The 14,269-nt window shown below is 33.8% G+C and carries 15 protein-coding genes and 1 tRNA gene; all 16 read right to left on the reverse strand.

Annotation, left to right across the window (positions count from 1 at the left end):
• Positions 1-58: 58 nt before the first annotated feature.
• Positions 59-214, reverse strand: a complete 156-nt coding sequence (locus BMX03_RS11170) for a hypothetical protein (RefSeq protein WP_008537344.1) — start codon at positions 212-214, stop codon at positions 59-61.
• 70 nt (positions 215-284) lie between these two features.
• A tRNA-Arg gene (locus BMX03_RS08890) sits at positions 285-359 on the reverse strand.
• Between the two features lie 113 nt (positions 360-472).
• On the reverse strand, positions 473-949 hold the full coding sequence (locus BMX03_RS08895; protein WP_022227564.1) for a Mini-ribonuclease 3: 477 nt from the start codon (positions 947-949) through the stop codon (positions 473-475).
• The gene (gene cysS / locus BMX03_RS08900; protein ID WP_008537346.1) at positions 949-2,373 is read right to left on the reverse strand and encodes a cysteine--tRNA ligase; all 1,425 of its coding nucleotides are present in this window, start codon (positions 2,371-2,373) and stop codon (positions 949-951) included. The genes BMX03_RS08895 and cysS overlap by 1 nt, the downstream gene beginning before the upstream one ends.
• The gene (gene cysE / locus BMX03_RS08905) at positions 2,366-3,091 is read right to left on the reverse strand and encodes a serine O-acetyltransferase (protein ID WP_018998714.1); all 726 of its coding nucleotides are present in this window, start codon (positions 3,089-3,091) and stop codon (positions 2,366-2,368) included. The genes cysS and cysE overlap by 8 nt, the downstream gene beginning before the upstream one ends.
• Before the next feature lie 81 nt (positions 3,092-3,172).
• Positions 3,173-4,648, reverse strand: coding sequence for a glutamate--tRNA ligase (gene gltX / locus BMX03_RS08910; protein ID WP_091694946.1), 1,476 nt, complete (start codon positions 4,646-4,648; stop codon positions 3,173-3,175).
• 111 nt (positions 4,649-4,759) lie between these two features.
• Complete coding sequence (gene ispF, locus BMX03_RS08915; protein ID WP_075555347.1) at positions 4,760-5,242, reverse strand: 2-C-methyl-D-erythritol 2,4-cyclodiphosphate synthase; 483 nt, start codon at positions 5,240-5,242, stop codon at positions 4,760-4,762.
• A gap of 32 nt (positions 5,243-5,274) precedes the next feature.
• On the reverse strand, positions 5,275-6,021 hold the full coding sequence (ispD, locus tag BMX03_RS08920) for a 2-C-methyl-D-erythritol 4-phosphate cytidylyltransferase (RefSeq protein ID WP_008537350.1): 747 nt from the start codon (positions 6,019-6,021) through the stop codon (positions 5,275-5,277).
• A 59-nt stretch (positions 6,022-6,080) separates the two neighbouring features.
• Positions 6,081-7,214 (reverse strand): PIN/TRAM domain-containing protein, encoded by a 1,134-nt coding sequence (locus tag BMX03_RS08925; RefSeq protein WP_018998717.1) that lies wholly within the window; start codon positions 7,212-7,214, stop codon positions 6,081-6,083.
• Between the two features lie 108 nt (positions 7,215-7,322).
• The gene (locus tag BMX03_RS08930; protein WP_091694949.1) at positions 7,323-7,790 is read right to left on the reverse strand and encodes a GNAT family N-acetyltransferase; all 468 of its coding nucleotides are present in this window, start codon (positions 7,788-7,790) and stop codon (positions 7,323-7,325) included.
• A 10-nt stretch (positions 7,791-7,800) separates the two neighbouring features.
• Positions 7,801-9,174: a DNA repair protein RadA gene (radA, locus tag BMX03_RS08935; RefSeq protein WP_015563251.1), complete on the reverse strand. Its 1,374-nt coding sequence runs from the start codon at positions 9,172-9,174 to the stop codon at positions 7,801-7,803.
• Between the two features lie 25 nt (positions 9,175-9,199).
• Positions 9,200-9,349: a hypothetical protein gene (locus BMX03_RS11175; RefSeq protein ID WP_167624304.1), complete on the reverse strand. Its 150-nt coding sequence runs from the start codon at positions 9,347-9,349 to the stop codon at positions 9,200-9,202.
• Positions 9,349-11,895: an ATP-dependent Clp protease ATP-binding subunit gene (locus BMX03_RS08940; RefSeq protein WP_091694952.1), complete on the reverse strand. Its 2,547-nt coding sequence runs from the start codon at positions 11,893-11,895 to the stop codon at positions 9,349-9,351. Before BMX03_RS08940 ends, BMX03_RS11175 begins: the two co-directional genes overlap by 1 nt.
• Before the next feature lie 25 nt (positions 11,896-11,920).
• Positions 11,921-12,991, reverse strand: a complete 1,071-nt coding sequence (locus BMX03_RS08945) for a protein arginine kinase (protein ID WP_091694955.1) — start codon at positions 12,989-12,991, stop codon at positions 11,921-11,923.
• A complete protein-coding gene (locus tag BMX03_RS08950; protein WP_091694958.1) occupies positions 12,984-13,538 on the reverse strand; it encodes a UvrB/UvrC motif-containing protein in 555 nt (184 codons plus the stop codon). Before BMX03_RS08950 ends, BMX03_RS08945 begins: the two co-directional genes overlap by 8 nt.
• Positions 13,539-13,574: 36 nt before the next feature.
• Entirely contained in the window at positions 13,575-14,021 is a 447-nt protein-coding gene (locus BMX03_RS08955) for a CtsR family transcriptional regulator (RefSeq protein ID WP_008537359.1), read from the reverse strand.
• Between the last annotated feature and the right edge of the window lie 248 nt (positions 14,022-14,269).

Raw genomic sequence — 14,269 nt, forward strand, 5'->3', positions numbered from 1 at the left:
TAGCCAAACTTCATTATACTAATAATTGAAGTGCTTTTCAAGATTAATTTTGAGGAATTTATCTTCCAGGTCGTTGCAAGCGATAGGAAATTTTGGCATCTTTTTTAGTGAAGGCAACCCATAAATCACAAGCAGTGCAAAAAAAGCGACCTTTGGCTTCTGGTCTTGCTACATGACCAAGTTTTCTACGACAGACTGGGCATTTTATATCCAACAGAAACACTTCCTTAATTTAATGAGATTAAAATAAAAAGCACAGATTTTTCTGTGCTGATACTTAAAATTGGTGTGCCCAACAGGAATCGAACCTGTATTTTTGACTCCGGAGGTCAACGTTCTATCCATTAGACTATGGGCACATATAAACTATATTATACTAAAAAAATAAAATTTTTCAATGATAAAGATATGATATCTATTTATAAAAAATAAAGGTACTTTCAATTAAGAAAGATACCTTTATTTTTATTTATTATTCCTGTTGGGATAAATTTTGAGCTACAGCAATAAAAGATTTTTCACAAAGTTCATCTAAGCGAGTGAAATCTTTATTGAGATATAGATAACCTAAAACTGCTTCAAATCCTGTGCTTATATGATAATCATGGACTGAAGCCACACGTGGAGCGTGCGATTTAGCATTTTTTCCACGCTTGAAGACATATGCTTCATCTTCCGTTAAATCGTCTTTGATAGCTTTATAAGCTTGTGCTTGAAGCGTAGCTGAAACTAATTTCATACTGAAATCATTCAAAAGATGTACGCGAGATTGTTCAAAATTGAGTAATCTTGTGCGTATATAAAGATGATAATAAGCATCACCTACATAGGCTAAAACAAGCGGAGATAGATTGCGCGTAGGTATATCTTCATAACGATTTTTTAATTCATCAGGTGCTGTAAATTTAAAAAGATGTTGTTTTAAATATTGATATTGTTTGAATTTCATTATTTTTTCCAGCGAACACCAGTAGGAGAATCTTCTAAAGTAATACCGATATTTTTAAGTTCGTCACGGATTTTATCAGCAGTTGCCCAATCTTTATTTTTACGAGCATTTTGACGAATATCAATGATTAAATTCATGAGATTATCCACAAGTCCATCGTCAGCGGAGTTATCATCTTCTTCTAAAATACCAATGATATCAGCCATTTCACTGAATACATCAAGAGCAGTATCAACAGCTACTTTACTGCAAGCTACTTTACCGGAAGTTACTTCATTGTAGTAGATATTGATTTCTTTAGAAAGGTCAAACATATTTGCAATAGCAAGAGCTGTGTTGAAATCATCGTCCATAGCTTCAAAGAAATTTTGTTTGCACTGTTTTGCTTTGGCGATAAGTTCTTCACCAGATGTAGCATCAGTTGTGTTTTTAGCTAATTCTTTGAGATTATCAAGAGCATTTTTCAAACGGTTTAAGCTAGTTGTAGCTTCATCAAGACGAGCATCACTGAAATCAAGTGGGCTACGATAATGAGTAGATACGATGAAGAAGCGAAGTACTTCTGCTGGATATTTATCAAGGATTTCTTTAACAGTGAAGAAATTGCCGAGAGATTTACTCATTTTTTCTTGATTGATTGTGATAAATCCATTATGAAGCCAATAGCGAGCAAAACTATGGTCATCACCACAATAAGCTTGAGATTGAGCAATTTCATTTTCATGATGAGGGAAGATTAAATCGCTACCGCCACCATGGAAATCAAATGTTTTACCAAGATATTTTAAAGACATAGTAGAACATTCAATATGCCAGCCAGGACGACCATTGCCCCATGGGCTTTCCCAGAATGGTTCACCTGGTTTTGCTGCTTTCCAAAGAGCAAAATCCATAGGATTGTGTTTGCTTTCATTGACTTCAATGCGAGCACCAGCCATCATATCTTCAAGTTTACGGCCACTTAATTTACCATAACCTTTGAATTTTTCTACGCTGAAATAAACATCGCCATTTAATTCATAAGCATAGCCTTTATCAATGAGTACAGATATCATGTCAATGATTTCTGGAATAGTTTGAGATACTTTAGGATAAATATCAGCATGTTTTACATGAAGTTTATCCATTACTTCAAAATAAGAATTGATATATCTTGTGGAGATATCGCTCCAATTTACACCTTCTTGGTTAGCAGTGCGGATGATTTTATCATCTACATCAGTAAAGTTTTGGATATGTTTTACTTTATAGCCAAGATGAGTGAAATAGCGTTTGATTACGTCCCAAGTAACGAATGGGCGAGCATTACCAATATGAGGGTGATTGTATGGTGTAACACCGCAAACATAAATGCTTACTTGTCCCTCTTTTAGTGGTTTGAATTCTTCTTTTTGTTTTGTTAGAGTATTATAAACTTTAAGCATGATTATTCTTGGAATCCTCCAATTCTTTTTTTAGTTTTTCTAATTGTAATTGTAAATCAGAAATACGATGAGAAAGTGTTTTAATCATATCTAATTCAGGGTCTGGTAACTTATCATGAGATAAATCGACGTCGAGCTCTTCGGCTAATTCACGCATTTTTGGAGAAATTGGTTTTTCTTCAACTTGTGTTTTTTCACCTTTGATTAAAATGACTCTACCCGGAATACCTACAACAGTAGCATATGCTGGTACTGGTTTTACTACGACAGAACCAGCACCAATTTTGGCATGGTCGCCTACAGTGAATGAGCCTAAAACTTTAGCACCACAAGCCACTACGACATTATTACCAATAGTAGGGTGGCGTTTCCCTTTTTCTTTACCTGTACCACCCAAAGTAACTCCTTGGTATAAGGTAACATTTTTACCGATAATAGTAGTTTCGCCAATGACGATACCGGAACCATGGTCAATGAATAAACCAGGGCCTATTTGCGCACCAGGGTGGATTTCAATTCCTGTCAAAAATCTACCTAAATGAGAGATTAAACGAGGAATGACTACCCAATTTTTTTTGTAGAAATAATGACTTAAGCGGTAAAGCCAAATAGCATGCAAACCAGGATAACATAAGAGAACTTCAAATATACTTTTGGCAGCAGGGTCACGCTCAAATACAACACGAATATCTTTTTTTAAAGTTGATAATAAGTTCATAATGCTCACCGTTATAACGTATAACCCAGCCAAAAAATAGCTGGGTTATATGGATTATTTCTTTATAAATTTTAATTAGATTTAAGCTAAAGTGCGTTCAATGCGTTTTGCTGCACGTTCATAGCCTAAAACTTCTACAAGACCAGCAAGGTCAGGGCCATGCATTTGACCAGTTAAAGCAATACGAATAGGCATATAAACGAATTTTCCGCCTAATTTTATACCTTTATTAGCTTTGAAGTCTTTCATGATTTGTTTGAAAATTGGTTGGATATTTTCAGCTGTGAATTCTGTAAGCTCAGCTAATTTATTTTTAAACATAGTGATAACTTCAGTTGCAGTTTCTTCTTCAAGAACAGCTTTACATTCATCATCTTCTACTGTGAAATCATCTTTATAATAGAGGTCAGCGAAATCTACATATTGAGCAGCAAAACTCAAATGATCGCGAATAACTTCTGTGAAGCGATTTAATCTAGCCATTTCTTGTTCATCTGGAGTATCAGAGATATAGCCTTTTTCGATGAGATGAGGAATAGCCATCTGTGTGATTTGAGAAGCAGGGATTTTTTTCATGTATTGAGCGTTGATCCAGTTTAATTTGTCGATATCGAATACAGCTGGATTTTTAGCTACATGGTCCATAGAGAATTCTTTGATTAATTCATCAATGGAGAAGATTTCTTGTTCACTTTGAGGAGCCCAGCCTAAAAGTGCTAAGAAGTTAACGATTGCTTCTGGTAAATATCCGAGGTTTTTATATTGTTCAACGGAAGTTGCACCGTGACGTTTACTCATTTTTGTATGGTCTTTACCCAAGATAAGAGAAATATGACCAAATTTTGGTACAGGGAAGCCAAGTGCTTCATATAAAACTACCTGACGAGGAGTGTTGGATAAATGTTCTTCTGCACGGATTACATGAGTGATATGCATTAGAGCATCATCGATTACTACTGCGTAGTTATATACAGGGATACCATCGGCTTTAACGATAACGAAATCACCGATACCGTTGGAGTCAAAGCTCATTTTTCCACGAACCATATCATCAAAATTTACGGATTGGTCGCAAGAAGTGCGGAAGCGGATAACAGGTTTTCTACCTTCAGCTTCGTATTTTTCGATTTGTTCAGGTGTAAGGTTACGGCAATGGCCACCATAAAGAGGCATTTTATTTTGTGCACGAAGAGCTTGACGTTCAGCTTCGATTTCTTCTTCTGTGCAATAGCAGTAATAAGCTTTACCTTCAGCTAATAATTTATCAGTGAATTTTTTATAAATATCTAAACGTTCAGTTTGACGATAAGGACCATATTCGCCACCTACATCAATACCTTCATTCCAATCAAGACCGAGCCATTTTAAAGCAGCTTTGATATTTTCCTCAGATTCTTTTGTAGAGCGAACTCTATCTGTATCTTCAATACGTAAAACAAATTTTCCATCAGTGTATTTTTTCGCTAATAACCAGTTGAATAATGCACTTCTTGCCCCACCAATATGGAATGGACCAGTAGGACTTGGTGCAAATCTAACTCTGATTTGTTCAGACATTAGTGATACCTCCAAATATATGAATTGATAATTATGAAATTTATTTAGCAAATTCTATTATACCATACAAAGGCAAGCACTTGAGCAGAGAAATAAGGATAAATTAATTTTTTATAAATTTAATTTATCAATACTACACATAGCATAAGAGGAAATTCCTTCTTCACTACCTGTAAAGCCTAAACGTTCTTCTGTAGTAGCTTTAATATTGACATCTTCAATAGGCAAATTTAAAGTTTCAGCCACATTTTTTTGCATAGTAGGAATGAATGGCAATAATTTTGGTCGTTGAGCAACAATAGTAGCATCGATATTGTTGATTTTATAGTTTTTAGCTTGTAAAAGTTCTCCTACATGTTTTAACAATATTAAGCTGGAGATACCTTTAAATCTTTCATCTGTGTCAGGAAAATGTTTGCCGATATCACCAAGAGCAGCAGCACCAAGTAGAGCATCAGAGATTGCATGAAGTAATACATCAGCATCAGAATGACCCAGTAGACCTTTTTCATGAGGAATATCAACGCCTCCTAAAATAAGTTTGCGGTCAGTTACTAATTTATGCACATCATAGCCTATACCAACTCTAGACATAATTAAACCTCTTTTCTATTCTATTATTATGTTTATTTTGAGACCTTAGTGAAGACTTCATTAAATAATGAAGAAATTTTTATTTTAGCGTGATTTTTTACTTTTTGTCCGAATAACATTTCTGCGATGACTAAATCTGTAGGAGTTGTAACTTTGATATTATTATAATCTCCCATAACGAGTTTTACTGCATGGCTAGTGCGACGAACAAGGCTAGCTTCATCAGTACCTAAGAAATTATCTTCTTGAGCTTTTTTATGAGCTTCAATTAAAATTTCTTTTTTAAATCCTTGTGGTGTTTGAATTGCCCATAATTTGTTTCTATCTGGTACTCGTTCGATAAAGCCCATTTCATTGATTTCAGCCGTAGTATCTTTTACAGGAACGGCACAAACAGCTGAACCAGATATCATGACTTCATTGATTACATTTTGGATTACTGTTTCAGAAATTAAAGGACGAGCAGCATCATGAACAAGTACGATATCAGAAGCAGGGTCTACTGCCATTAAGCCATTATAAACAGAATATTGACGTTCAGAACCACCTGCTACGATTTTGTAAGGTTTTAGTTTAGGAATTTTACTTAAGACTTTGCGAATAATTTCCATCTCGTTGATATCGACAGCAATGATTAATTCATCAACACAATCACAACGAGAAAAAGTAAGTAGAGTTTGAATTAAGATTGGTTTACCTGAAAGCTCAGTGAAAATTTTGTTGAAGCCAAGTCCCATGCGTTTTCCTTGACCGGCTGCGGGAAAAATAACAGAAACCATAAGAATACCTCCTTAAAAAAAGACTACGAAGTATAAACCCCGTAGTCTTTTCATAGTTTTTATTTTGGTTTGGCAAAAATCATGCGTCCTGCTGCTGTCTGTAATACAGAAGTAACAACAACTTCTAATGTTTCATTGAGATGTTTATGACCACCTTCAACGACAATCATTGTACCGTCGTCTAAATAAGCAACACCTTGTCCTTGTTCTTTACCATCTTTTACTACAGTTACTACCATAGTTTCACCAGGAATAACTACTGGTTTTATAGCATTAGCTAATTCGTTAATATTGAGAACTTGAACGCCTTGTAAATCAGCGACTTTGTTTAAATTAAAATCGTTAGTGATGATTTTAGCACCGATTTCTTGTCCTAAACGGATTAATTTGGAATCAACACCTGTAACATCATCATAATCGTGATGGTCGATTTTTACAAGCATATCAAATTCTGTTTGAATGCGTTTTAAGATATCCAGACCGCGTCTACCGCGTGTTCTTTTGAGTAAATCTGAAGAGTCAGCGATAAATTGTAATTCTTCTAATACGAAAACAGGGATTAATAAAGTACCTTCAATAAAACCTGTTTTGCAGATATCAGCAATTCTACCATCAATAATAACACTTGTATCGAGTAATTTATATGATGGAGTGTTTAATTCTGTCTTTATTTTATCCACAGATGAATTATCATCATTTTTATTAGCGTCTTCTTTAATGCGAGAAGGTAATAATGCAATAATATCTTTTCGTTTCTTTATGGTAATATATAAACCTAAATAACCAAAGACAATACTGAAAATGATTGGAATGTAAGGACCGATTAAAGGAATTCTAGAGAATGCGACACCTAAAAGATTAGCAAGAATAAGACCGATAGCTAAACCTAAAACACCAGCAACAACATCATGTGTTGGCATTTTACTGAGCTGACGTTCTACCCATATAGAGAAGATACGTAATTTGTTTATACAATAAGAAGAAGAAATAAATCCAATAGAACCACCAATAATACCACCGATGAGAATAGATAGAGCATTCATCATAGTCATATCTAAAATATCGAGGTTAATTTGTAAAAATTCAGCACTAATAATATAGGCTAAAACAGGACTAGCAAACTCTAGTAAAGTTGCCCCGATGATAACAGCAAAGACTGTTATAAAAAATTTTAAAACTCTATTTAATAACACTGTTGAAATTAAACCCCCTTTACGAATGTGTTATAAATTTATTCTACTAAAATAATGAACAAAAGTCCATTAAGATTGCAAAATTATAATCAAATTATAATTTTTTAATCATAAACACATAATATATTCAGATTGATTTTGAGAAACGATTTTAAAACCTAATTTTTTGTACATATTTACAGCATAATTATTCTTTTGCACGGATAGTGATATTTGAGTATAATTTTTTTGCCGTAAAAAAGTTAAAAAGTTTTTTAATAAAGAAGTACCAATACCTTTATTTCGATATTGAGGGTATATGGACATAGCTAGTTCAGGAATATTGTCATTTAGATGACTAAATCCTTGAATACAGCGTATCCATACAGCACCTACTATATAATTATCAACTTGGGCAATAAAACAATAATCATCTTTTTCTTTACCAAAATTATTTATATAACGCCATAAACTAGGTTCTTGAATTATTGTTCTGGGTGGAATTTGGTCAGTATCTGCAAGAAAAATTGCTTCATATAAAAAATCGGTTAATAAAGGAATTTCATTTTCTTTTATAGGACGAATTATTATATTCATGATAAAACCTCTAGTTAAGTGCAATTTTTAAGGCTTCACTTAAATAACGAACACCATGGATTTGTACATTTGAAGCAAAATGTTCAAGGCGTTCTAAATTTTTGGCAGGTAAGATGATATTTGTAAAGCCCATGCGAATAGCTTCGCGAACTCTTATATCCGGTTGGCTGACAGAGCGTACTTCGCCAGAAAGTCCGACCTCACCAAAGATAATAGTTTGAGGTTTGATACTTTGATTGCGAAAACTTGAAGCCATAGCACAGCAAAGAGCTAAATCGACAGATGGGTCATCTATTTTTATGCCACCTGCTACTTTTACATATACATCACAAGTACCCATATTTAAATGCACGCGTTTTTCTAGGACTGCTAATAATAATTGAATTTTTTTGATATCTATAGAGTCAGAAGTCCTGCGTGGCGGTACGTATGGTGTAGGAGCTACTAGAGATTGTATTTCTACTAAAAGAGGTCGAGTTCCTTCAAGGGCAGGTATGATTACTGTACCAGATTCATTGCTATTTTCTTCAGATAAAAACATTTTAGAAGCATCAGGAACATCGACAAGACCAGTTTCACGCATTTCAAAAATACCGATTTCATTAGTATTACCAAAGCGGTTTTTTACAGCACGTAAAACACGATATTCAGCATTGCGTTCGCCTTCAAAATAAAGTACTGTGTCAACGATATGTTCAAGCACACGAGGACCTGCAAGTGTGCCGTCTTTAGTTACATGACCAATGATGAAGATGGAGATATTATTTTGTTTAGCAATGCGAAGTAAGCTTACAGAACATTCACGTACTTGGCTGACGCTACCTGGCGCACTTTGGACATCAGGGCGAAAAATAGTTTGAATGGAGTCGATGATTAATAAATCAGGCTTTGTTTCAAGTACATGACGTTCAATGCGTTCTAAATCTGTTTCGCTTAGAACAAAGAGATTATCTTGAAGTGCATTTAATCTATCAGCTCGCATGCGAATTTGACGAGCACTTTCTTCACCTGTTACATATAAAACTTTATGGGTAGTAGCTACATTAGCACAAATACGCAAATTCAAACTGGATTTACCAACACCAGGGTCACCGACCATGAGGACAAGTGACCCTGGAATTATACCTCCACCTAAAACGCGGTTCATTTCTACAGAGCCAGCACTAAATCTAGGTAAATCTTCTGTAGCAATTTCTTTTATGGGTTTAGGTGAACTATTTGTTTTATTTGTACTAAGGCTAAAACCACGATTATTAGAAGGAGTAACTTCTTCTAATTCTTCAACTAAAGTATTCCACTGACCACAACCTGGACATTTGCCAAGCCATTTAGGAACACTATAGCCACATTCTTGACATACATATAAGGTTTTGCGTTTAGCCATAATAAGTTTCCTTGTAATTTTTTTATTATTTGGATTTAATGTGTAAATATTTTTTGAGATATTTTGCCATGGATTTTACTAGCCAAATAATGGCGATTAAAAAATTTAAAGTAAAATTTTTTATGCGTTTTATCAAAGATTTTTCAGCTAAAAAATTTTTTTGTACTTTATTCATTATTTATTTGTAACCTCAAAATTATCTGTTAGATTTTCGATATTTTCTGTAGGCAATACATCATCAACTTTAAAAGTCAATTTATCCTCAACGCAATCTATAATTATTTTTTGCATGGATTTTATATTTTTTTGCAATAATTGTTCAGCAAGTGGGTCTTGAAGATAGCGTTGAACAGCACGTTTTAGCGGTCTAGCACCATAGATTGTATCAGTGCCATGTTTTAAGAGATAAGATTTTACTTCATCTTTGATGATTAATTCAATATCCATTTCAGCTAATCGCTTTTGAACATCATTTAATAATAAAGTAACGATTTGAGTCAATTCTTTATCAGTTAGTGGTTCAAAGATAATTATTTCATCAATACGATTGAGAAATTCTGGTTTGAATTGTCTTTTTACTTCGTCCATGACGATTTTTTTAGCATTTTGTTTAATCTGTTTATCTTCATTGACAGTAAAGCCCATGGTATTTGTCTTTTGTGGTTGTAGTTTAAAAGCACCTGCATTTGATGTCATGATGATGACTGTGTTTTTGAAATCAACAGTTCTGCCTTGGCTGTCGGTTAGGCGACCATCATCTAAGACTTGCAGAAGAATATTGAAAATATCTGGGTGGGCTTTTTCGATTTCATCTAATAAAATAACAGCATACGGTTTGCGACGAACAGCGTCAGTTAATAGACCGCCTTCATCATAGCCGATATAACCTGGAGAAGCACCGAGCATACGAGATACTGTATGTTTTTCCATATATTCGGACATATCAAAGCGTATCATGGCGGATTCATCACCGAAAATAGCTTCTGCCAATGAACGTGCTAATTCTGTTTTACCTACACCAGTAGGGCCTAAAAATAAAAATGAACCTATAGGACGTTTTGGGTCTTTAAGTCCTGCTCTAGCACGACGAATGGCTTTAGCTACAGCGTTTACACCTTCATTTTGACCTACTACACGTTTATGAATTATATCTTCAATATGCAAAAGTCTATCTGCTTCTTTAGCTACTAATCTTTTTACAGGGATACCAGTCCAAAGAGTAGCGACATCGGCGATATCTTCTTCAGTTACAGCTATTTGAGCATTATTTTGTTTTTCCCATGCAGTTTTAGCAGTAGCTAATTCTTCTTTGATTTGTATTTCTTGGTCGCGGATAGTAGCTGCTAATTCATAATCTTGATTATCAATAGCTTTTTCTTTAGCTTTTTTCAAATCTTGAATTTTTTGTTCTAATTGTGAAATATTTGTAGGGATATTTACTGTTTTTAAGCGAACCTTAGCAGATGCTTCGTCCATTAAATCAATGGCTTTATCTGGTAAAAATCTATCTGTGATATAGCGCTGAGATATTTTTACAGCAGCTTTGATAGCTTCATCTGTAATTTTAGCACAATGAAATTCTTCATATTTATTGCGAATGCCTTTTAAAATGCTGATGGCATCTTCAACGCTAGGTTCATTCACCATGATAGTTTGAAAACGTCGTTCAAGGGCAGAGTCTTTCTCAATATATTTTTTGTATTCTTTTAAAGTAGTAGCACCGATTACTTGAATTTCGCCACGAGATAGAGCTGGTTTTAAAATATTAGCAGCGTCCATAGAGCCTTCAGCAGCACCTGCGCCTATGAGAGTATGCATTTCATCAATGAATAAAATAATATTTTTATTTTCAATGATTTCATCAATGATTTTTTTGAGTCTGTCTTCAAAATCACCGCGATATTTAGTGCCAGCAACTAAGCTTGCCATATTTAAGGAAATGATGCGTTTAGAAGCTAAGACTTTAGGAATATTGCCATTGATTAAACGTTGAGCCAATCCTTCTGTAACAGCAGTTTTCCCCACACCTGGCTCACCAATGAGAATTGGATTGTTTTTAGTACGGCGAGATAAAATTTGAATTACACGTTCAATTTCACGATTGCGACCGATTACAGGGTCTATTTTTTCTTCTTGTGCCAATATATTCAAATCTCTACCATATTTATCTAATAGAGGTGTAGCAGAATTATTTTTTTGCTTGTTATCTTTGGTATTATTATCTTTTTTAGGAGCTTTATTTTCTTTAAAGACATTTAATTTAGGCATATCGTTTAAAGTATCTTCATTTAATAAATCCAAGATAGCATCATGGATAATATCTAAATCAGCGCCTAAAGAGATGAGGATTTCACAAGCTATACTTTCAGTATCGTAGATGATACCAAGTAAAATGTGTTCAGTGCCAATATAATCATGCCCTAAAGCTTGTGCTTGTTCGACAGCATATTCCATGATAGTTTTAGCTTCAGGAGAATAGCCTATTTCTTCAGTTTCAAGATCGTCAAAATCTTCTTTTTCCACTAATTCATGAACTCTTTGCCTTACTGTATATAAATCTATACCTATAGAAGAGAGAGCTTTAGCAGCTACATTAGTACCTTCATGTAATAGACCAAGTAAGATATGTTCAGTGCCTACATGAGCATGTTTTAAATGTTTTGCTTCATATTGAGCTAATTTTAAGACTTTTATAGCAGATTGAGTAAAACGTCCTTGCATAAATAAATCCTTTCTGTAATTAAAATCAGCTCATAGATATATCTGGGGCTAATTCTTGCAATATTTTTCTGATGATATGAGCACGTTGTTTATCAATTTCTTGAGGTGTCATATTTTCATTTTGTTGTAAGTTTTGAATATAATTTTTTTGACTGGCAATCAATAAGATATTTAAAAGCTCTGGTTTTGTTTCATCAATGATATCAAGGTCAACGCCTAAGCGCACTTTACTTACTAAATCAAGCATTTCATTTTCTGAGATAAAACGAGCGTATTTTAAAATACCGAAAGAGCGCCATACACGATTAGCGAGTTTATCAGGGGAATAATTTAAAAGAGCTTTTCTTGCTTCGCGTTCATGGGAGATAATTTCAGTTACAGTACTATTGAGATTATAGATTAATTCTTGTTCTTTAAAGCCTAGAGTTAATTGATTATCTATTTGGAAAATATTACCTGCATTATCTTCGCCAAAGAAATTGCGGATAGCTAAGCCTAATTGTGGTGAAATGTTGACAATTTTTGATAATTGTTGAGTCATCACAAGTGCAGGTAAATGCAGTAAGACAGAAGCACGAAGACCTGTTCCTAAATTTGTAGGGCAAGCTGTTAAATAGCCCATTTTTTCATCAAAGGCAATATTTAAATAAGCTTCAATGGCATCATCAATGGCAAAAGCTTTGGCTAAAGGTGTATTTAAATCTAAGCCAGAAGCCATACATTGAATGCGTAAATGGTCATCTTCATTTACCATGATAGTTACAGAAGCATCTTGACTTAAAATCAATAATCTATTTTCTGGGTTGGTCAATAATTTTTTACTGATGAGATGTTTTTCTACTAAAACTTGTTGTTCAAGATGAGTTAATTTATCGATTTCCAGATAGTCAAATTTTAGACCTGTAGCACTTTCTATGGCTGGAATTAAGCGAATAATTAATTCTTTGATTTGAGCTAAATCATTGATATTAGCGCGATTAGGAAATGGTAAATTTTTTAAATTACGAGCGAGGCGAACTCTGCTAGCTAAAACAATATCTGCTTCTTTACCTAAAGTAGTAAGCCAAGATAATTGAGGAGTGGTAAATTTAGGCATTTTGGTCAACTCCTTTATCTAAATTTTGTTTAGCATGTAATTGATTTTCTAAAACTTTAATGCGGTCGCGCAAAACAGCAGCTTGTTCATATTCTTCAGCTTCTACATATTTAGTTATCTGTTTGCGTAAATTTAAAATTTCTTGTTTTAAATTCAATGTGCCACCAGCGCGATTAGGAATTTTGCCGATATGGGTACTAGAACCATGAATTCGACGAAGTAAAGGCTCTAGAGCAAGGGCAAAAGTTTTATAGCAATCACTGCAACCTATTTTGCCAGTTCTAGTAAAATCTTGATAACTCATATGGCAACTTGGGCAGATGAGCGGTTTTTTTAAGTTATTTGTATCACTATGTTTAGTGGTTTTAGGTTCATGATTGAAAATTCCAGATAAAAAATCATTTATAGAGAATACATTTTGTTTTTCAGCTAATAGGCCTAATTTTGTAGCACAAAATTCACAAAGATGATGTTCTATTTGTCCTTGACTGGTAATTTCAGTCACATAAATACTAGCTTCATGTTTATGGCATTCATCACATAACATAAAAAATGTCTCCTTTGTAAATTATTTATAAATAATCTAGCTAAAATTAGCCAAAGTCATAATTAATGATTTGATAAAAGATACACGTTCTTTAGCATCTAATTTGTCAAATACAGTGGAGAGCGTTTGCAAAAGCAAAGCTGCTTCACGTTTTTGGATTAATTCTCGTTTAAATAAATAATGAATAATATTATTTACTTCATCTAAAGTAATATCTTCATCTATTTTAGCTAATATATCTTGGTAAATTAAATCTTGTAGTGGAACTCTACCAATGCGAATAAAGCCACCAAGACCACGACGAGATTCGACAACGAAACCTTTGTCTTGAGTAAAACGTGTGCTTAGTACATAACTTATCTGTGAGGGAGCACAAGATATTTCATCGGCAATATCTGAGCGTTTTAATTCTACTTTGCGATTATGCTCAGCCGCCAGACGACGTAGGATATAATCTTCAATTAAGTCAGCTATATTGCTCATATTAATCACCTTTATTTTAAAAATTTTTATCACTAATTATATTATAATTTGACATTTTGACTTAAGCAAGTTTTTTATTTTTAGCCTAAAGTTTCTTCATAAAGGTATTTAAAATATTTTCGTTAATAATAAAATAAAAGCATTCAATAGTTAGTGAACTGCACCCCAAAAGTTGGACACAAAACAACTTTTGGAGGTGCAGTTTTTTTATGACTAAATACTCAAATGAATTTAAAGTTAAAGCAATT

The sequence above is a fragment of the Megamonas sp. Calf98-2 genome, from assembly GCF_900110235.1.
In the GTDB taxonomy this organism is placed as follows: domain Bacteria; phylum Bacillota; class Negativicutes; order Selenomonadales; family Selenomonadaceae; genus Megamonas; species Megamonas funiformis.